16 protein-coding genes and 2 pseudogenes are annotated in these 18,748 nt (G+C 65.8%); 8 read left to right on the plus strand and 10 right to left on the minus strand.

The window, feature by feature from the left end:
* Positions 1 to 2 precede the first annotated feature (2 nt).
* A complete protein-coding gene (locus CXR02_RS13505; RefSeq protein ID WP_104062477.1) occupies positions 3 to 881 on the minus strand; it encodes a xanthine dehydrogenase family protein subunit M in 879 nt (292 codons plus the stop codon).
* 122 nt (positions 882 to 1,003) lie between these two features.
* On the opposite strand from CXR02_RS13505, the gene CXR02_RS13510 reads away from it, so the two are divergent.
* The gene (locus tag CXR02_RS13510; protein WP_104062478.1) at positions 1,004 to 1,981 is read left to right on the plus strand and encodes a LysR family transcriptional regulator; all 978 of its coding nucleotides are present in this window, start codon (positions 1,004 to 1,006) and stop codon (positions 1,979 to 1,981) included.
* A 359-nt stretch (positions 1,982 to 2,340) separates the two neighbouring features.
* On the opposite strand, the gene CXR02_RS13515 is transcribed toward CXR02_RS13510, so the two are convergent.
* From CXR02_RS13515 to CXR02_RS13525, 3 genes are all read right to left on the minus strand, one after another.
* On the minus strand, positions 2,341 to 4,842 hold the full coding sequence (locus CXR02_RS13515; RefSeq protein WP_104062479.1) for an ATP-dependent Clp protease ATP-binding subunit: 2,502 nt from the start codon (positions 4,840 to 4,842) through the stop codon (positions 2,341 to 2,343).
* A 243-nt stretch (positions 4,843 to 5,085) separates the two neighbouring features.
* Positions 5,086 to 5,979 (minus strand): potassium channel family protein, encoded by an 894-nt coding sequence (locus CXR02_RS13520; protein WP_104062480.1) that lies wholly within the window; start codon positions 5,977 to 5,979, stop codon positions 5,086 to 5,088.
* A gap of 438 nt (positions 5,980 to 6,417) precedes the next feature.
* On the minus strand, positions 6,418 to 7,173 hold the full coding sequence (locus CXR02_RS13525) for a metalloregulator ArsR/SmtB family transcription factor (RefSeq protein WP_104062481.1): 756 nt from the start codon (positions 7,171 to 7,173) through the stop codon (positions 6,418 to 6,420).
* Between the two features lie 117 nt (positions 7,174 to 7,290).
* On the opposite strand from CXR02_RS13525, the pseudogene CXR02_RS13530 reads away from it, so the two are divergent.
* The 3 genes and pseudogenes from CXR02_RS13530 to CXR02_RS13540 all read left to right on the plus strand — a co-directional run bounded on the left by CXR02_RS13530 (position 7,291) and on the right by CXR02_RS13540 (position 10,411).
* Positions 7,291 to 7,858, plus strand: a pseudogene (locus tag CXR02_RS13530) (hypothetical protein).
* 39 nt (positions 7,859 to 7,897) lie between these two features.
* Positions 7,898 to 9,262, plus strand: a complete 1,365-nt coding sequence (locus CXR02_RS13535) for an MFS transporter (protein ID WP_104062482.1) — start codon at positions 7,898 to 7,900, stop codon at positions 9,260 to 9,262.
* Positions 9,263 to 9,385: 123 nt separating this feature from the next.
* The gene (locus CXR02_RS13540; RefSeq protein ID WP_104062483.1) at positions 9,386 to 10,411 is read left to right on the plus strand and encodes a DUF808 domain-containing protein; all 1,026 of its coding nucleotides are present in this window, start codon (positions 9,386 to 9,388) and stop codon (positions 10,409 to 10,411) included.
* Between the two features lie 62 nt (positions 10,412 to 10,473).
* Here CXR02_RS13540 and CXR02_RS13545 read toward each other — a convergent pair whose 3' ends face one another.
* Positions 10,474 to 11,712: an MFS transporter gene (locus tag CXR02_RS13545; protein WP_104062484.1), complete on the minus strand. Its 1,239-nt coding sequence runs from the start codon at positions 11,710 to 11,712 to the stop codon at positions 10,474 to 10,476.
* A 345-nt stretch (positions 11,713 to 12,057) separates the two neighbouring features.
* On the opposite strand from CXR02_RS13545, the gene CXR02_RS13550 reads away from it, so the two are divergent.
* Positions 12,058 to 12,957 carry a hypothetical protein gene (locus CXR02_RS13550; protein ID WP_104062485.1) on the plus strand — a complete coding sequence of 300 codons (900 nt, stop codon included), beginning with the start codon at positions 12,058 to 12,060 and terminating at the stop codon, positions 12,955 to 12,957.
* A gap of 77 nt (positions 12,958 to 13,034) precedes the next feature.
* Here CXR02_RS13550 and CXR02_RS13555 read toward each other — a convergent pair whose 3' ends face one another.
* From CXR02_RS13555 to CXR02_RS13565, 3 genes are all read right to left on the minus strand, one after another.
* Complete coding sequence (locus CXR02_RS13555; RefSeq protein ID WP_104062486.1) at positions 13,035 to 13,979, minus strand: lipid kinase; 945 nt, start codon at positions 13,977 to 13,979, stop codon at positions 13,035 to 13,037.
* A 228-nt stretch (positions 13,980 to 14,207) separates the two neighbouring features.
* Positions 14,208 to 15,107 carry a ketopantoate reductase family protein gene (locus CXR02_RS13560; RefSeq protein WP_104062487.1) on the minus strand — a complete coding sequence of 300 codons (900 nt, stop codon included), beginning with the start codon at positions 15,105 to 15,107 and terminating at the stop codon, positions 14,208 to 14,210.
* A gap of 194 nt (positions 15,108 to 15,301) precedes the next feature.
* A complete protein-coding gene (locus CXR02_RS13565; protein ID WP_104062488.1) occupies positions 15,302 to 15,619 on the minus strand; it encodes a hypothetical protein in 318 nt (105 codons plus the stop codon).
* 277 nt (positions 15,620 to 15,896) lie between these two features.
* On the opposite strand from CXR02_RS13565, the gene CXR02_RS13570 reads away from it, so the two are divergent.
* Complete coding sequence (locus CXR02_RS13570; RefSeq protein WP_104062489.1) at positions 15,897 to 16,184, plus strand: hypothetical protein; 288 nt, start codon at positions 15,897 to 15,899, stop codon at positions 16,182 to 16,184.
* A gap of 170 nt (positions 16,185 to 16,354) precedes the next feature.
* Here CXR02_RS13570 and CXR02_RS13575 read toward each other — a convergent pair.
* Positions 16,355 to 16,798 (minus strand): annotated as a pseudogene (locus CXR02_RS13575) (thiamine pyrophosphate-dependent enzyme); the annotation flags it as partial.
* Positions 16,799 to 17,128: 330 nt separating this feature from the next.
* On the opposite strand from CXR02_RS13575, the gene CXR02_RS22170 reads away from it, so the two are divergent.
* Both CXR02_RS22170 and CXR02_RS13585 read left to right on the plus strand, forming a co-directional pair.
* Complete coding sequence (locus CXR02_RS22170) at positions 17,129 to 17,737, plus strand: hypothetical protein (protein ID WP_146072545.1); 609 nt, start codon at positions 17,129 to 17,131, stop codon at positions 17,735 to 17,737.
* A gap of 195 nt (positions 17,738 to 17,932) precedes the next feature.
* The gene (locus CXR02_RS13585) at positions 17,933 to 18,208 is read left to right on the plus strand and encodes a GYD domain-containing protein (RefSeq protein WP_104062490.1); all 276 of its coding nucleotides are present in this window, start codon (positions 17,933 to 17,935) and stop codon (positions 18,206 to 18,208) included.
* A gap of 97 nt (positions 18,209 to 18,305) precedes the next feature.
* Here the strand turns inward: CXR02_RS13585 and CXR02_RS13590 are convergent.
* Positions 18,306 to 18,748 (minus strand): thiamine pyrophosphate-dependent enzyme (locus CXR02_RS13590; RefSeq protein ID WP_258060959.1); only part of this gene is annotated, 443 nt, incomplete at its 5' end.

The raw sequence follows: 18,748 nt of genomic DNA on the forward strand, positions 1-18,748 counted from the left end.
CTTCAGCTTTCCTGTGTCTGGGCGGCGCGGGAGCAGGCAAGCCGCAAAACCCGCCGGGTGAGCTCGTCGGCCAGATGTCGTTTGTAGTCGATCGGCCCGCGTTGGTCCTGCACCGGATCGCAGGCAGCGGCGGCCAGCCGTCCGGCCTCAACGAACAGCTCCTCCTGGGGGAGCTGCCCCCGCAGCAGGGCCGCGGCCTCGGCAACGGTGTGGTCGAGGCCGAGCGCGGTGAGTCCGACGGAGGCGTCGTCGATGGTGCCGTCCTCGGCGAGCGAGACGGCCGCTCCGGCCGCGCCGACAGCCCAGTCGCCCACGCGGCGTTCAACCTTTTCATAGGCGCTGCCCGAGCGGGTGCGGATGGGGAACCGGACTTCGCAGAGCAGCTCGTCCGGACCCACCGCGGTCTCGTAAGGGCCACGGTGGAAGTCGACCATGGAGAGGATACGCTCGCCGCCGGGTCCGCGGATGACCGCTTCCGCACCGAGGACTTTGCAGACCGTGGACAGGTCCTCGGCCGGGTCGGCCTGGCAGAGCGAACCGCCGATGGTTCCGCGGTTGCGCACAATCGGGTCGGCGATCACAGATTCGGCGTCCCGGACAATGGGGAAATGTCCGGCGACCTCGGCGGACTCCAGGAGCGTCGTGTGGCGGGTCATGGCACCGATACGCAGCCGGTCACCGTCGCGGAGGATGAAATCGAGCTCGTAGAGGTCGTTGATGTCGATCAGCCACTCCGGCCGGGCCAGCCGCAGCTTCATCATTGGCAGGAGGCTGTGCCCCCCGGCAATTACCCGGGAATCGGGCCCATGGCGTGCGAGAAGTTCCAGGGCGTTGTCCACCGTCGTGGCCCGGACATAGTCAAATGGAGCCGGAATCTGCATAGTCCCTACCTCACTCCGAAGTGGCCGGGCGGCGTTGGGCAGCACCGGATTGAGGCAAGTGTTGCCCCGGCGGAAACGGGGTGTCAATATCGTCATAAGCGAAAGGTTATGAAGCCGTGTCGATGACGTTGAGCCAATTGCGGACCTTTGCGCTCGTGGCAAAGCTTGGCTCGCTTCATGCCGCCGCGGCTGCCCTCGGCGTCAGCGAGCCCGCCGTGTCCACGGCCATCGCTGCGCTTCGGCAGGACCTTGGCGACCCGCTCTTTGTGCGTGCCCATGGCGGCATCGCTCTGACGGCCGGCGGCCGGGCGCTTGCAGACTATGCCCAGGAAATCACCGGCCTGGCAGACCGGGCCCGGCGGGAGGTTTCCCACGCCTCGACGGACACGGGGCGGCTGAGGATCGTAGCGACGGCTCCTTTCGCGGAACATGCTGCGGGGAGGCTGCTGGACCTGTTCACAAAACGGGTTCCCGGGGTTTCGGTTGATGTGGTCGTGGAGTCTGCGGCCGATATTGCCTCTCTGCTGTTGGAGTGCGCCTACGACATCGCCCTTGGAGCCCGGCCAGCGGAGACCGTCGCCACTGTAGCCGGCCGGGAGCTGGAGATGATCCCCTTCCTCCGCTACCAGCGGGTCTTTCTAGTGGCGGCAACGAATCCCCTCGCGGGGCTGCACGGCCCGGTGGCGCTCGCGCAGTTGCTGGACCGTCCGTGGTTCGCCGGGCCCTCAGGGATCCAGGAGCAATCGGATGAAGGCCGGTGGCTTGCCTCGACGGGCGTGGCGCCGGAGATCATCCGGCTCAGCAGTGAAACCGACGCCCTCGCCGCCGTCAGGGCGGGCGAAGGCACCATGCTCGCAATCGGGCACATTGTCCGGGCGGAATTACAGAGCGGGGCCTTGGTCCGTGTGCCCGTCGTGGGAACTCCGGTGTCCGGTCTCTGGTGGGTGACTACCCTGGACCGCCGCCGGACAACCACCACGGCACGGACGCTACAGCGCTTCGTCACCACAGCGGATGCCACCGCCGCGATGATCGCCCCGGGCGGCTCACGTGGACTTGAGCGTCGTGGGTCGAAGATCCACGTGGCCCTCTGGAGCTGATGCTGCCCCCGCGCTGCTGCTCAACGCAGGGCGAACGGCTCTACGCCTGGGCAAGGATCCGCATCAACGGCCCCGCACACGCCGGAAAACGTCACCCTGATCGAACTGGCCCGGGTTGCCGGAGCCCGCTGGGCCATCAAGGAAGGGCGAAAATGTTAAAGACGCCTTCAGGAAGCACTGATCCACGAGGCCGGAAAGCGGGGATGCAGTCCGGTCGGACCGCACGCCCCGCCTTGGCTATGCCGTGGCAGCACCCCGGCTGGATCCTCAGGGCGTCATGGAATCATTCGCCTGCAGGGCATTGTGGTGAGACGCCGGACTCCCAGCCCGCCTCAACGGCGGTCAGCCGTGGTTGCTGTTCAGGTCGCGGCGGGCAGTGCGTCCGGGATCCGGGGTTTCGTGTTTCCTGCGAAGGTGAACTTGGCGTCGTCGCCCTCGCCGTCCACGTCCACCACAACGATGTCGCCCGGGTGGAGCTCGCCGAAGAGGATCTTCTCGGAGAGCTGGTCCTCGATCTCGCGCTGGATGGTGCGGCGCAGCGGCCGGGCACCCATGGCCGGGTCGTACCCGCGGGTTGCCAGGAGCACCCTGGCCGCGGTGGTGAGCTCGATGCCCATGTCCTTGTCCGCAAGGCGCTGCTCGAGGCGGCCGAGGAACATGTCCACGATCTGGATGATTTCGTCCTGGGTGAGCTGCGGGAAGACGATGACGTCGTCGACGCGGTTCAGGAACTCGGGGCGGAAGTGCTGCTTGAGTTCCTCCGTGACGCGGGCGCGCATCCGGTTGTAGCCGGTCTGGGTGTCTGTGCCGGACTGGAAGCCGGTGGCGACGCTCTTGGAGATGTCCCGGGTGCCGAGGTTGGTGGTCATGATGATCACGGTGTTCTTGAAGTCCACCACGCGGCCATGGGAGTCGGTCAGGCGGCCGTCTTCCAGGATCTGCAGGAGTGAGTTGAAGAGGTCAGCGTGCGCCTTCTCCACTTCGTCGAACAGGACCACGGAGAACGGACGACGGCGGACCTTCTCGGTGAGCTGGCCACCCTCTTCGTAGCCGACGTAGCCCGGAGGGGCACCGAAGAGCCGCGACACCGTGTGCTTCTCCGAGTACTCGGACATGTCCAGCGTGATGAGGGCGTCCTCCTCGCCGAACAGGAATTCGGCCAGGGCCTTGGCCAGTTCGGTCTTGCCGACACCGGTGGGGCCGGCGAAGATGAACGAGCCGCCCGGACGCTTCGGGTCCTTCAGGCCGGCACGGGTGCGGCGGATAGCCCGCGAAACCGACTTAATCGCCTCGTCCTGGCCCACGACGCGCTGGTGCAGTTCGGCTTCCATTTTCAGCAGGCGCGAGGACTCTTCCTCGGTGAGCTTGAACACCGGAATGCCGGTGGCATTCGCCAGCACCTCGGCGATCAGTTCCTCATCAACTTCGGAGATGTCGTCCATGCCGCCGGTCTTCCACTGGCGTTCCTTCTCTCTGCGCACCTCGACGAGCTTCTGCTCCTGGTCGCGCAGCGAAGCGGCACCCGCATAGTCCTCCGCATCCAACGCGGACTCCTTCTCCATTTTCAGCGCAGCGATCCGCTCATCCATCGCCTTGAGCTCCGGCGGGGCGCTCATCCGGCGGATACGCAGCCGGGCGCCGGCCTCATCGATCAGGTCGATCGCCTTGTCCGGCAGGAAGCGGTCCGAGATGTAACGCTCGGCGAGGTTCGCGGCGGCGACCAGCGCGCCGTCGGTGATGGTGACCCGGTGGTGCGCCTCGTACCGGTCACGCAGGCCCTTGAGGATCTCGATCGCGTCGGCCACGGAGGGCTCCTTGACCTGGATCGGCTGGAAGCGGCGCTCCAGCGCGGCGTCCTTCTCGATGTGCTTACGGTACTCATCCAGGGTCGTGGCACCGATGGTCTGCAGCTCGCCCCGGGCCAGCAACGGCTTCAGGATCGACGCCGCGTCGATGGCACCCTCGGCCGCACCGGCACCGACAAGGGTGTGGATCTCATCAATGAACAACAGAATGTCCCCGCGGGTGCGGATTTCCTTCAGGACCTTCTTCAGCCGCTCCTCGAAGTCACCGCGGTACCGGGAACCGGCCACCACGGAGCCCAGGTCCAGGGTGTACAGCTGCTTATCCTTGAGAGTCTCCGGCACATCGCCGCGGACAATCGCCTGGGCCAGGCCCTCGACGACGGCCGTCTTCCCGACCCCGGGCTCACCGATCAGCACCGGGTTGTTCTTGGTGCGCCGGGACAGGACCTGCATGACGCGTTCCATCTCGGACTCGCGCCCGATCACCGGGTCCAGCTTGTTCTCGCGCGCAGCCTGGGTGAGGTTGCGGCCGAACTGGTCCAGGACCACCGAACCCGCAGGAGTTACCTCCGCCTGGCCCGGGCCCGCGCCCGCGCCGGCGCCGGTGGTTTCCTTGCCCTGGTAGCCCGAGAGCAGCTGGATGACCTGCCGGCGGACGCGGTCCGGGTCCGCCCCGAGCCTGACCAGCACCTGCGCGGCCACACCCTCACCCTCACGGATGAGGCCCAGCAGGATGTGCTCCGTGCCGATGTAGTTGTGGCCCAGCTGCAGGGCCTCGCGCAGGGCCAGTTCCAGCACTCTCTTGGCCCGCGGGGTGAAGGGGATGTGGCCGGACGGGGCCTGCTGGCCCGGGCCGATGATCTCCTGTACCTGCTCGCGCACGCCGTCGAGCGAAATGCTCAAGGACTCAAGAGCCTTGGCGGCAACGCCCTCACCTTCATGGATCAGACCCAAGAGGATGTGTTCGGTACCGATGTAACCGTGGTTCAGCATGCGTGCCTCTTCTTGGGCAAGCACAACCACGCGACGGGCACGGTCCGTAAATCGTTCAAACATGTCACCACACTCCTGGCTGCCGCCTACCTTGATGCTACGTCGCCGCGGGCCCTCATGGGGGGTGTTCGCCGAGAGGCAAGGTATTTGTGAGTTTTCAGCGGTAAGTGTCCTGTTTTCGCAGCATTACTTGTCCTGGCGCATCAACTGGTGACTTGATGAATTCGCGACCTTCCGACTGCTGAAGTGCTTGATGGGATGCCCTTGTAGCCACAGACGTCCCGTCTCAACTGCAAGGCTGGGAGGCTATTTGGTGTCAAGTTTCCGTGGCTGTCGGTGTCTGTGGTGCAGCGCGTAGCTGTCAAACACCTCCGACGATGTCGTCCCTGGATGGCCGAACTTGCCGCGGAGTACCTCTGCGAGATCGTCCAGCGCTGCATGAAGCATCCGTCCGGCAAACCGGAGTTCCGGGTTTTCACTGAGTTTGGCCTCAGACGCCAACTGGTGGGCATAGGCAACGGTGGCGGGCAGGGAACCCCTCTGCTCGACTTCGCGGAAGTAGTAAGTTTCATGGAATGACAGCAAATCTATGCTGACGGAAGCCACGTTTTGGGCCAGCGATTCGAGCAGCCCGGCGGCATGCCGTGGTTCCATCGAAGTTAAGCCCTCCGGACCTGCCGCTTCCCTGAACAGGTTCAGGTGGTGGGCAACAGCCCGGCGCCGGCTAAGGGCCGGGTACGTTTGCAGGATCCAAGTGACCGTGGCCGTCAGCAACCCGAACCCTGTGACGGCCTGGAAGGCCGCGACGAGTCTGAGCAGCGGATGCGCTGCGACAATTTCGCCGAACCCCACGGTGGAAAGAGTGACCATCGAGAGGTAGACCGCTTCGGCGAAGTCGCCCCGCTGTGGCACCCCGTCTTCGTAAACGAAACCTTGGGGCAGATGTGGCAGGTAAAGCAAGGCCCAGCCTATGGCCGCCAGGCCGGCCCAGGCGCCGATAACGGCAGCCATCGCCAGGGGTGCCGCGATGGTGGAGGCCCGGCCCCTTAACCTTCTCGACAGAAGCCAGAATCCGCGCATTATCGTCCGGCCCACAGGACCGGACCCGTGCGGATAAAGGAGCGTGTGAAAGACGTCTGCGGCCATCAGCAGAATCAGCCCGGCGCCCATCACCGTCCAAAGCGCGTCCTCGAAGTCCATGCCTCATCTTAGAGGCGGAGAATTCCCTTGTGGTCTTCATGGCACCGGTGAATCCAAGCTTGTTCTTTGTCGAAGGGCTCTCCATCCGACACCCCCTCGGCAGCGCAGGCAACGTGGGTGCGGTTAGGAGGATTCGGCCGTGCGTTTCACCGTGGTCAAGACCGACCGCTTAGTGCGGCTGCCGGCGTAGGAGTACGACGGCGGCGCCTTGCCTGAGTGCGCCGGTCGCGTCGGAGCGGGCCAGCCGGTTCCATCCTCTGCCGTCTTGCATCACCCGGACCTGCCCGCATCCTCGAGAGCAGCCAAACCGTTCGGCGGACCGGCCAGATGATGGACAGCGCGAGCACCGGTACCAGCGCCAGGTGCGAAAACAATGCACGCCTCTCGGCGTGGGGGGAGTACGACGGCGGCGCCCCGGGTTGGGCGCCGACGGTCGCCTTAGGTGTACATGAGTGAGCCCGGCGTGGTGAGCTTTTCGCCGGTTTCCAGCCAGGTCTTGAGGCCGGAGAGGATCATCGGCCAGCCGCCGTAGAGCTGTTCGTTGGCGCCTTCGCGGAGCTGGTCGTGGGTGACGGTGAGATGGCAGGAATCGCCCACCGGTTCGATCTCCCAGGTGATGCGTGAGGTGCCTTCGGCCTTCACGTCCTCGCCCCAAAGCGCAGTCATGGTCTGAACGAGTTTGCGTGGGGGATCGACTTCGATGTTCTCGCCTTCGCCCAGCAGCGCTCCGTCGGCCTTCGGGTTGCCCATTTCGAAGCGGCTGCCCGTGGTCCAGTCGGATTGGATGCTGTTGCCGAACTGGTACTTGCTGCGGATCTCGCTGGTGGTGATGGCTTCCCAAAGCCGCTCCGGAGTGGTCTTGATGTAGATTTCGAAGATCTTTTCCATGGGACTTTCCAATCTGGTTTTGAGGTCGCTGAGGGCAGCGGCCCATGGTTGTGCGTATTTGCTGACCCAGCGGTCGTGGACCAGGCGGATGGGCACCGGATTAAGGAAATGAAGTTTCTCCCGGCCCCGACGGCGGGTGACCACCAGGCCGGCTTCCTCCAGCAGCTTGAGGTGCTTCATGACCCCGTAGCGGGTCATCTCGAAACGGGCCTCGAGCGCGTGCAGGGTCTGCCCGTCCTCCCGGAAGAGCTCATCGAGCAGGTCCCGGCGGGTGGGGTCGGCGAGGGCCTTGAATACGGCGTCCACGGTTCAAGAATAGGTGACTATTTAGTCACATGTCAACGGGTTTTAGATGCCGTTCCCACGAAGACCTGACCCGGGAAATGCGTGTCAGTGGGCGCGCTCAGGTGGGACGATGAATCTGTGGATCAATTCTTTGACTTCCTTCGCCACTATTGGTGGCTGGTCTTCCCTCTCAGCGGAATGGCCGGAGGGTGGGCAAGGCAGTGGTCCAAGGCCAGCGAACGCCGGCACCGTCGCCGGCTGGAGCTGTACAAGCTCAAGAACCAGGCGGTGGAGGCGGAGCAGGCCAGCCAGGCCCAGGTCGCCGCCCTGGTGCACGACGCCGTGAACCGGCGGTGGCTGGACTACGAGCTGGACGTGGGGAAACTTATCGACTACGACGGCGGCCGGGCTGGCTGAGTACCGAACAGTCGTGCACGGCTTCGAGCTGGCCTTCGACGTCGCGGAGCGGGAGGCCAAGCGGATCAAGGACCACAACTTCACTGAGCTGGAACGCCAGCGGCTGGCAACGGCCAGGAAGCTGCTCAATATCGCCTCGGACAATGCCGCCACTCCGGCGGAGCGGCAGACGGCCTACAGGCGCGCCCGGCGCGAGCTGGATGGGCTGATCGTCCCGCCCGAAGCGACGCTGGCCGCCCTGGAGGAGAAGATTGCCGGCGAGCTCGACTCGCCGCGCACCCCTGAGTAGGTTCGTGACCCGAAGCAACCATGCACCAGACTTAGGGGCGTGACGCACAAACCCCGTCCCGGCCTCGCGATCGCTGCGCTCAGCCTCGGCACTTCCCTGAACCCGCTGAACTCGTCCATGATCGCCGTCGCGCTGGTGGTTCTGCGGGAGGATTTCGCGCTCGACGTCGCCACCGTCACCTGGGTGATCACGTCGTTCTACCTCGCGTCCGCGGCCGGGCAGCCGCTCATGGGCAGGCTCGCGGACCGCTTCGGGCCGCGCCGCCTGTTCACGTTCGGGATGGCCCTGGTGGCGGTGACGTGTGCGCTGGCTCCGTTTGCGCCCAACTTTGCGCTGGTCTGCGTGGCCCGCGCGCTCATGGCCGTGGGGACGGCGACGGCGTACCCGTCCGCCGTCGTGATGGTCACCGAACTGAGCCGGCTGGCGAAGCTGCCGGCCACCCGCCCGCTGGGCCGGATCCAGATGGCGAACACGTCGTCGGCCGCGGTGGGACCCGTCGTCGGCGGTTTGCTGGTGAGCCTGCTGGGCTGGCAGGCGCTGTTCGCCGTCAACGTGCCGCTCGCGCTGCTGGCGCTGATTGTGGTGCACCGGACGGCGCCGGCCGATGCCGGACGCGAAACCGGGAAGCTCTCAGCCCTGATCCGCGACTCCGACATCCCCGGCATCCTGGCCTTCGTCACCTCGCTGATGCTCGCAATGATGGCGCTGCTGAACGTGATGCCGGGATACCGCTGGTGGCTCCTGGGCGCGGCGACCGGCATTGCCGCGCTGTTCGCGTGGCGGGAGCTGCGCTTCCGCCCGCCATTCCTCGACTTGCGGCTGCTCGGCCGGAACCGGCCGCTGCTGCTGGTGTATCTGGTGTTCGTCGTCTTCAGCGGCGTCTACTACTTTGCGTTCTTCGGCCTGCCGCAGCTGCTGCAGGAGGCGGGACATTACGACGCCGGGCTGGTGGGTCTGCTGATGCTGCCCCTGGCGGCGATGTCCGTGTTGGTCACGCCGGTGACGGTACGGCTGATTGAGCGGTTCGGCGTGCGTTCGGTGTTGATCGCCGGTGTGCTGATCCTGCTGGTGGCCTCGGCCGGGCTGGGGGCGTTGACGTTGTCCCTGTGGCCGCCCTTGGTGTTTGTGCTGACCGCGTTGATGGGTGTGCCGTACGGGGTGGTGAGCACGGCGTCGAACCAGGGCCTGTACGTGTCCGCCCGGCCGGCGGAGAGGGGAGTGGCGGCCGGCATTTTCCAGACCTGCCGCTACCTCGGCGCCATCACGGCGACGGTGCTGATCGGTGTGCTGTACGGGCCCGGCGTGAACCAGGCGAACTGGGGACTGATGGTCCTGGTGATGCTGGGGCTGGGCGCCGTGGTGCTGGGGTTGGCGATCGCGTGGAAGCGGAAGCCGGGAGTTTAGCCGCAGGGAGGCGAACTCCACGCTAGGCTCTCGGCCACAATAGACTCGGAGCATGCCAATCTCGCGCCTTGACCTAGGTATCCACACTCAGCCGTCCGCCCTCAAGCAGCTCGGGGCCGAACTGTGAGCGGCGGTCTCGTCGCCCTGCTGGACGACATCGCCGCCCTGGCCCGCATAGCGGCCGCCTCGGTGGACGACGTCGCGGCCGGAGCCGCCAAAGCGGGGGTCAAGGCCGCCGGCGTGGTGATCGACGACGCCGCCGTCACCCCGCAGTACGTGTCCGGGGCGGACCCGTCCCGCGAACTGCCGATGATCAAGAAGATCTTCTGGGGCTCGCTCCGCAACAAACTGCTGATCATCCTGCCGGCCCTGCTGCTCATCAGCGCGTTCGTCCCTTGGGCCATCCCGTTCATCCTCATGGCGGGCGGCACGTACCTCTGCTACGAGGGCGCCGAGAAGGTCTGGCACAAGCTCCGCGGACACCACACCGCGGAGGAAGATGCGCCGGCGGTTGAACGCGGCCCGGAGGCCGAGGCCAAAGTCATCAAGGGCGCCATCACCACCGACTTCATCCTCTCCTGCGAGATCATGGTCATCTCCATGAACGAGGTGGCCCAGGATTCCTTGTTGTCCCGGGCGATTATCCTGGTGGTCGTGGCCTTGGTGATCACGGTGGCCGTCTATGGTGCCGTCGCACTCATCGTCAAGATGGACGACATCGGGATGCACCTGGCCGCAAAAGACTCTGCCGGCTCCCAGCGCACCGGTGAGCTGCTCGTCAAGGGGATGCCCGCCGTGCTGGCCGCGATCACCTTTATCGGGACAATCGCCATGCTCTGGGTGGGTGGCCACATCATGGTGCAGGGTGCACACGACCTCGGCTGGCACGCGCCCTACGACATAGTCCATGTCCTCGAGCACCCCTTCGCCGGGATCGCTGTGGTGGGCGGCTTCCTGGCCTGGCTCGTGAACACCTTGTGCTCGGCCGTCGTCGGACTCGCCTGGGGCCTCGTGGTGATGGCCATCGTGCATCCGCTGCTCAACGCGCTGCCGTTCGGCAAAAAGAAGGGCGGGCACGAGGAGGGCGACATCCGCGCCGCAATAGGCGGCCACCACGCGGCCAAACGCGACGGCGACCCGGCAGCTTAGATCGCACCCAAGGGGGCTCTCAACTGGCCCGTCGCCGCCGCCGGCCACAAGGTGAGTGGGATCTAACGCGTGCCCGCCCGCTCCTCGATGGGCCGCGGGCTCTTCCACACCGACTCACGCAGGCCGGGCGGGTACGCCGCCGTCTTTCCGGCCCAGGCGATGACCAGTGCGGCGATAACAGGGAGGGCCGCGGCGGCCGGGACCAGCAGCGGTCCGGCCACCACCAGGGCGGCGGAGCCGTAGAGCGCGCCGATGGTGATGCCCAGCTGGATGGTCAGGACTGCGAGGCCGTTCGCGGCGTCCTTGTTCTCGCGGCCGGCGCGGAGGATGGCCGACTGGTTGTAGATGCCGATGGCACCCAGACCGGCGCCCCACACCGACATCAGCACCAGTGTGGAGGCAAGGCTGCCGCCCACGAACGGCAACAGCAGCATCGAGACGGCGATTGCCGCCGTCGTAATCAAAAGCGAACGGCGGGGATGGGAATCGACGGTGAGGCCGGCGATCCAGATGCCCAGCAGGCCGGAGACGCCCAGGACGGTGAGGGAGAGGGTGATGGCGTAGTCGGGCAGGCCGGCGTCTCGGATGTACGGGGCGATGTAGGTGAACAGCGCGAAGTGGGCCAGGACCAGTAGCGGCCAGGCGATGGCCACCGGTTTCACGCCGGGCTGGGCGATGGCCGCGCGGAGGGAAGGGCGGGCCTCGCCGGCGGCGCGCCGGACGGACGGCAGCAGAATGAACCCGACGACGGCGAGGAGCATGCTGAAGCCGGCGAGGGCCAGAAACGACGCGCGCCAGCCGAGGAAGCCGCCAAGCGCGGTGCCGATCGGGGCGCCGATGGCCAGGCCCAGGCTGTTGCCGCTGAAGACGATGGCCAGTGCCTTGCCCACCTTGGCAGCCGGGACCACACGCGCGACGTAGGGGGCCATGGTGGTCCAGAGCAGTCCGTGGGCCAGGCCGCCAACCAGCCGCGCGATCATGGCGGAGGTGAAGTCGGGTGCCAGGCCCACCATGGCATTGCTGAGCGCGAACGTCAGCACGAGCGCCACGAGCAGGGGGCGCTTGGGGACCTTGCCGAGCAGCCGTGCGGCGGGCACCACGGTGACCACGATGACGGCGGCGTAGGCGGCGGCGAGGTAGCCGGCCACCGGTTCGGAGACGTTCAGGCCGGTGCTGATCTGGGGGAGCAGGCCGGAGGGGAGCAGTTCGGTGGTGATGGCGGTGAAGGCGATGGTGGCCAGGACCATCATGGCGGGCAGCGGGAAACGCTGGGCAGCCGGCGCGGAAGTCGCGGAGGACATGGGGGAGTTGTTCCATTCAAGGAGGAGGGGGCTGGAACCGGGCTCTGCGGGCCGAACAATTCCTCCATAAGTTTACCGGGTGAACGGGGTTGTTACGTGCGGGGTCGGGCTGCTGGAAACACGTTCACGGACCGGTTGCGGGGGCTGACGTTCAGCCGAAACTTGCAGCATGAGTAGCCGATCCAGGCGGCCCGCCGAACTGATCTCAGGATCTAGGGCACCCGAGAGGCCGATGGATTATTCTCCCTAGCGCGTGGCGTCCCGGCAGAGCAGGGCGAGCTGCATATTGTTCGGATGATGGGACAAATTTGGGCGGGATTTAGGAAGAAGCGGAGACCTCACGACGTGTGGTCAGACTGGAAGGCTGCGGACGCTGCAGCAGACGCCGGCCTAGCGGCAGTGCTGGCCTCCGAACTGCTGGAGCTGACTCCGAAGTCCTATTACAGCTGGTTTCAGGCCGGTCTGCTGTCCAAAGCCGTTGGCAACTGGCCGGAAAGCCTGGACCGCAACTCCCGGGCGCTGGACCTCTTCACGGAGGCGGATGCTGAGGAGTTCAACGGAGCCAACCCGGCAGCATGGAACCTGGGCATCGCGTCAACAGCACTGGGTGACTGGTCCGCCGCCAGGAGTGCGTGGGTCGCCTACGGACTGGACAAGTTTCGGGCCGAGGCCGGGCCCATCGACGTCGACTGCGGCATGGCTCCGGTCCGACTCAACCCGGACCAGCCCAGCCTCCCTCACCAGGTGCTGTTTTCGGCCGGGAACACTGAGGTGGTCTGGTGCTGGCGGCGGAGCCCGGCCCACGCAGTCATCGCGAGCGTTCCGCTGCCGGAGTCCGGCCATCGGTTCCGTGACACTGTCCTGCACGACGGCGAACCCAAAGGGACCCGACGGCTCGACGGACAGGAGGTGTCAGTCTTCGACGAGCTGGGACGTCTCGAAGAATCCGGCCTGCCGACGTGGCAGGCCCAGGTAGTCGGTGCGACCTCAGACGATGTCCAGGCACTGTCGAACCTCTTTGGACAGCGGGGGCTCGGACTCGACGATTGGTCCGGGATCCGGTTGATGTGCTCGAAATGCTCGCACGGCGCACCCCAGGATGGACACGACCACATTCCGACAACGGCGGATGATACGAAACGACTTGGGCTCGCCGGCCACGAATCAGACCTCGGCGAAGTGATAGAGACATGGCTGGCGGCCAGGCAGGGAATCGACGTACGCAACCTTGAACTGCTCTGGTAACTCCTATCCAGTGGTTAGCGGCGGCAGGCTGCAAGCCGGTGAGGCTTCAGTGCGGAAGAGCTCACTCACGTGGACGGCTAGTCCGCGGCGCCCGGTCCGTCGAACAGTGCGCTGGTGCTGCTCTGGGGCACCACGACGTGGACGGCGTTGCGCTGGACGGTGAAGTCGGTGGGCGTGGCGGTCGCAATCTCGCCGTCGAGGTTCACCGGCAGCGGCTGGTCGGTGACCAGCCGGACACGTCTGGTGGTCAGGTGGTACACCCGGTCGTGTTTGATGAAGCTTCCGTCCTTGAGCAACCGCGCGATACTCACATGCTCCCGGAGCGGTCCCGCCAGGATGGCGTAGATGTCGAGGGTGTGGTCGTCGATCCCTGCCGTGGGGGAGACCGTGTTGCCGCCGCCGTAATGCCGGCCGTTGCCGACGGCCACCTGAAGCACGCTGTCGAGTTCCATCGGCTCGTGGTCCCCGTCGGGGAACTCGAGACGGGCCCGGAACGCCTTGTGCCGGGCATAAGCCGTTAGCGTGGCGATGCTGTACGCCAATGGCCCGATGTACCGCTTCAGGCGGGGGCTGAGAGCTTCGGTGACAGCCACCGAGAGGCCCACGGACGCGACGTTGAGGAAGGGCTCACCGTTGGCCCGGCCGAGGTCGATGTCCACTACTTTCCCGTCGGCGATGGTGGCGCAGGCCTCGGCAAGGTTGTTGGGTATCTCCAGCGTACGGGCGAAGTCGTTGGCGGTGCCCAGCGGAAGAACGCCGAGCACAACGTTGGTGCCGGCAACCTGACCGGCGGCGTAGGACACAGTCCCGTCGCCGCCACCAACTACGACCAGGTCGTGCCCGTCCGCAAGCACCCGGTCAAACGTTCCGGCCAGGTCTGCCCCGGACATCACGTGGTGCACGGCGGAGATGGGCACGCCTGCCTTTTGCATCGAGTCCACGGCAAGTTCGTGTGCCGCCCCTCGGCGTGATCCGGCGTTGATTACAACGGCGGCAGAGCGTGCGTCCGTGGCAGCCTTCATGTGGACATGTTAGGCGGTGGACCTGTGAATTGCTGCTAGCCCGCCACCGCCGCCTTCGCCGCCTGCGAGGCCTCCATCCACTCGCTCAGCCACGGGGCCGGACGCTCGATGTGATGTGGCAGTCTTGTCCGGTCTTTCGGTGCAGCGGGAAGAGCACGGCGTCGCCGGTTGATCAGCTCGCCCGCTCCGGTCGCTGGCTCCGCCGCGTGCTGGCCGCGCCGGAGTGGTTCAGGCCGGAAGGCCCGCCCTGATCTGGATGAGGGTGAGGTCCAGCAGCGGCGTCTGGACGCTAAGCTCGCGGGCCCTGCGCGCGAGGTCGCCCAAAATGTGCTCGGCTTCCGATGGGAGCCCTGCGCTGAGGTCCCGGTACAGGGAGGAAGTGAACGCCGATCCCGGTTCAGTCAGGATACCGACCGCCTGTGCATGACCCGCGTCGGAAACGGGATGTCCTGCCGCCGCCGCCGCCACCGCTTCGGTTTCACTGATGGCCTCCAGGATCCTGGACCGCCCGCCGGCGTCGATGATCCGTCCAACCGGCGCCCGGAACAGGCAGTTGACGATCCCCGCGGCCGCGATGAATACCCATTTCTCCCACAGGGCGCCGGCTACGTCGTCCACTACCGAGAAGTCGACGCCGGGCACGTCCAGAGCTTCGGAAACATCCGTAGGGACAGGGTTTCCGTTGAGCCCGCCCACCGTGAGGGAAGTGAGGGGCATCTGCTGGCGGACCACATCGCCCTCAAGAGTGGCGACGATCCGGGCCAGGCCGCCGAGTACCTGGCCCGGGTACAACTGCTCAAGCCGGTCCACATGGGCCATGCCGTTGAGGATGGGAATGATGCTCGTTCCAGGCCCCACGAAAGCGCCAATCTCGCCGAGTACGCCCTCGAACGCGGTGGCTTTGACCGTGACGAGGATCAGATCGAAGGCCTCTGACCCGTCCGGGGCGGTGATGGTTTTTACCGGGTGCGTCCGGTCAGCGGTGGGGGAGATGAAGCGTAACCCGTCGCGGCGAAGGACCTCCTGCTTGCGCGGACGCACCAAATAGGTGACATCCCGTCCCGCTTCCTGCAGGAGCGTACCGAACGCTCCGCCTGTGGCTCCGGCTCCGACGACGAGTATCCGCATGGGTGTATACCTTTCGGGTGGTTTTCGAAATTGTTTACCGCGGACAGGACCCAGGGAACAGCAGATGAGGCTTTGTATCCGATGTTCCAAGGCTAGGGGGTTTCAACGGGACCCTTACACCCGTGGCGAACTGGGTTCGCCACCGTTCCGGGAAGGTTGCGCCGGTGCCCCGTCAGGCGGCCTGCTGAAGCTGGCTAGCCGTTGCCCGCGCCGTCTCCGGTGTCCTCCCACATGACATCCAGATTGTGGAAGATCACGGGTCCGTCGCACAGTTCCGCCATTTTGGCAGCGAACTCCGACGTTTCCGGCCGGCCGGAGTTCTCCATCGCCGACTCAAAGGATTCGAAGTCGACGATGGTGAAGTAGGTGCCCGGGTGGTCCCTGTCCGCCGTGGCAACAATCCGGCGGAACGTGGCCGGAGCGCTCCCCTCGGTTCTTGAGGGACGGCCCAGTTCTTCAATCTCCTTGATACGGGAGGTCTTGAATTCGATGATCTGCACAAACCCGGCCATGACGGCTCCTTGACGGCGGTGGACGTTGATGCGGATCAGACTAGTCCCCGCATCGGATGGCGAACAGCCGCCTTGCGTAAACGTGAGCCTTCCCACCTTATTCTGAGTAGCTCACGATAAGCCTGTAACGTTAGGTACAGGCCACCGTAGCCCTTGAGTGCCGCACCGGTGAACATACCCGGGCCAGCGGGGCAAGCGACACAACGCGCAACCGCCCTCCTGCTTGAGCGGCACAAGAACCTGTATGGCCCTCATCCTGAAACTCCAAGGAGAACCCATGACTTTGCTGACCCAAAACCCCGCAACATCCTCATCCACCACCGAAACCACCCTCAAGACCGCTACCGGGATCACTGTCGCTGACACCGCAGTACGCGGCGGCAGCTACGTGACTCTCCCCGCCGGCAGCGTCCCCGCCGGCGTCGAGGGCAGCTATGTCACCGTCGCCGGTGCCCGAAACCTGCCCCCCACCACCCGTGGCAGCTATGTCACAGTAGACGGCACTCCCGTTGTTGCCGCCAGCGTCATCGAAGGCAGCTACGTAACGCTTCCGACGGCGGCCTAGGGTCCAGCGCCTTGCGGGGGATAGCACCACCGCCGGGCATAAAAGGAGGCCGACGGCGACACTGGGTGTCGTCATCGGCCTCCTTTTTCGTGCCATCGGGGAAAGTGCCGGCGCGCGGCTTGGCATAGGTCCGGCCTGCCGGCCCACCGGGTGGACTTGCAGGTGCGCAACTAGCCCGCCACCGCCGCCTTCGCGGCCCGCGAGGCTTCCATCCACTCGCTCAGCCACGGGGCCCGGACGCTCGAGGTGATGCGGCAGTCGGCCACGAAGGTTCCCTTCGCGCCGGCGTCGATCCAGTTCGTGAGCGCGGAGAGGTCCGCCAGCGAGCGGATGATCGCCGACTCGGCACTGAGCGCGCGGGCGATGCTGCTGAAGTCCACTTCGGGGATCAGCATGGGCTTTTGGGTCAGGCCCTGGGAGCCGTACTGGTGGATTTCGGCTCCGTAGGCGGCATCGTTGTACATCACCACGACGGCGCTGCTCGTCGCACCGATCAGCGATTCGAGGTCGGACAGGCCCATCAGGAAACCGCCGTCGCCGGAGGCCAGCACCAGGGTGCGGCCGTCCTCCACTGCCCGGGCCGCCCCGACGGCGCTGGCAAGGCCCAGCCCGAGCTATCGATCGATGCCCTGGTCCGTCAGCCAGTATCCCGTCAGCGCTGAACGGGCCCTCTTCCGGAGGTGTCCGTCGCCGATTTGCGCTTCCTCCGGTACGCACCTCATTGCCGCTCCCAAAACTGATGAACCGGCTGTCCGGTTTTCGCTGTTCCGACGTTAGCCGGGTAACACCTCTTGCATCGTCTCAGGACTGTGCCCGCAACCTATGGGTCATGTCCCCATAGGGAAGGAGCAGTTCGATTCCCAGGGCGGCGCCGTTCCCAGTGGCGGCGCCAAAATCTATAGTGGGGCATGGCCATGTTAAGGGTTTCGCTTCGCTTATCAGCGGTGTCATTTGCGGTAACCGGTGTGTTGCTCATCGCCGTGACCTTGCTGCACCCGAGTATTTTCGATCGGCCGGTCGGTGATGTGGTCCTGGAATCGGCGGCGTGGTGGGTTCCCGTGCACCTGGCTGGCTTGGTTGTCTTTGTTCTGACAGTTTTTGGAGCGACCGGCCTTGTTGCCGCCCATGGGGATCAAATGGGCAGGCTGGGACATGCAGGCCTAGTGGTCACTCTGGTGGGTGCAGGCTGTACCGGCGGTCTTGCCGCCGTCGAAGCGATAGTATTTCCGGTGCTTGCGGAGCGGGCTCCTGACCTGCTTCGGCTTGACGGGCCGCTAATGGCTTCCTGGCCGATGATCGTCGTCGGCGTTGCAGCCCTCGGATGGTTTCTGGGTCTGGGGATGATCGGTGCCGCGGCGGCCCGCTGCTCCGTTTTCCCCCGTGCAGCCGGGGTGCTGCTGGCAGTGAGCAGCATTCTGTTCGTCGCCCTTGAGGGTCCGTTCGTTCCGGTGTTGGGCCTGCTCGCGGGCGTGCTTTTCGGCGCCGTCCTGATCTGGTGGGGCTGGCTTTTGGGGAAAGCCGCTGCTGGATCTCCCCAGATGCCATCGCACTGACGCAAGGACCGCCACCCACAGGTGGAACGCTCCGATGCTGATTCTCTCGCCGATGCCCGGGACGAGGTTCGGGTCCGGAGAGGTATCCCCGTGTATTGACGGCCTGGATCCGGAGGAATAGCGTCGGCGGTAGCGGGGTCATTCACCCCGTTTCCACGGGATAAGGGGCCGGATCTGGGCCGCTCCTGCACGGCCATGGAACTCATGCAGGAAGGCGGAACCAAGCGGCGTGATGCCCTGGTGGAGGCCCTCAGCTCCGTTGGGGGAACGCTGGAAAGCTTCTACTACGCCTTTGGCTACTATGACGTCCTCGGCGTTTTTGAGGCGCCGGACGATGCCAGTGCCGCAGCACTGTCGCTGCTCATCAATTCGACGGGGAGCGTCAACGTCCGCCTGAAGCCGCTCCCGTCTGTGGAAGACCTCGACGAAGCGGCCAAGAAGACGCCGGCCTACCGCGCCCCGGGACAATAGGCGCCCGGGACAATTGGGGAGTTTGGCACCCTGCCAGCCGGCCGCCGTCGTAAAGTACGACGGCGGCCCGCCGGGTGTGTGCGGCAGGCACGACCAGCTAGCCCGCCACAGCCGCCTTCGCGGCCTTCGAGGCTTCCATCCACTCGCTCAGCCACGGTGCCCTGACGGTCGAGGTGATGCGGCAGTCGGCCACGAAGGTTCCCTTGGCGCCGGCGTCGATCCAGTCCGTGAGTGCGGAAAGGTCCGCCAGTGAGCGGATGATGGCCGACTCGGCACCGAGCGCGCGGGCGATGCCGCTGAAGTCCACCTCGGGGATCAGCATGGGCTTTTGGGTCAGGCCCTGGGAGCCGTACTGGTGGATTTCGGCTCCGTAGGCGGCATCGTTGTACATCACCACGACGGCGCTGCTCGTCGCACCGATCAGCGATTCGAGGTCGGACAGGCCCATCAGGAAACCGCCGTCGCCGGAGGCCAGCACCAGGGTGCGGCCGTCCTCCACTGCCCGGGCCGCCCCGACGGCGCTGGCAAGGCCCAGCCCGA

The sequence above is a fragment of the Arthrobacter sp. 4R501 genome, from assembly GCF_002929755.1.
GTDB lineage: Bacteria > Actinomycetota > Actinomycetes > Actinomycetales > Micrococcaceae > Arthrobacter.

What these genes read in the sequence shown, in the direction of transcription:
- CXR02_RS13505 (WP_104062477.1), bottom strand. Translation starts at nt 881, where the DNA reads ATGCAGATTCCGGCTCCATTTGACTATGTCCGGGCCACGACGGTGGAC.
- CXR02_RS13510 (WP_104062478.1), top strand. Translation starts at nt 1,004, where the DNA reads ATGACGTTGAGCCAATTGCGGACCTTTGCGCTCGTGGCAAAGCTTGGC.
- CXR02_RS13515 (WP_104062479.1), bottom strand. Translation starts at nt 4,842, where the DNA reads ATGTTTGAACGATTTACGGACCGTGCCCGTCGCGTGGTTGTGCTTGCC.
- CXR02_RS13520 (WP_104062480.1), bottom strand. Translation starts at nt 5,979, where the DNA reads ATGGACTTCGAGGACGCGCTTTGGACGGTGATGGGCGCCGGGCTGATT.
- CXR02_RS13545 (WP_104062484.1), bottom strand. Translation starts at nt 11,712, where the DNA reads ATGTCCTCCGCGACTTCCGCGCCGGCTGCCCAGCGTTTCCCGCTGCCC.
- CXR02_RS13555 (WP_104062486.1), bottom strand. Translation starts at nt 13,979, where the DNA reads ATGAAGGCTGCCACGGACGCACGCTCTGCCGCCGTTGTAATCAACGCC.
- CXR02_RS13560 (WP_104062487.1), bottom strand. Translation starts at nt 15,107, where the DNA reads ATGCGGATACTCGTCGTCGGAGCCGGAGCCACAGGCGGAGCGTTCGGT.
- CXR02_RS13565 (WP_104062488.1), bottom strand. Translation starts at nt 15,619, where the DNA reads ATGGCCGGGTTTGTGCAGATCATCGAATTCAAGACCTCCCGTATCAAG.
- CXR02_RS13570 (WP_104062489.1), top strand. Translation starts at nt 15,897, where the DNA reads ATGACTTTGCTGACCCAAAACCCCGCAACATCCTCATCCACCACCGAA.
- CXR02_RS13585 (WP_104062490.1), top strand. Translation starts at nt 17,933, where the DNA reads ATGGAACTCATGCAGGAAGGCGGAACCAAGCGGCGTGATGCCCTGGTG.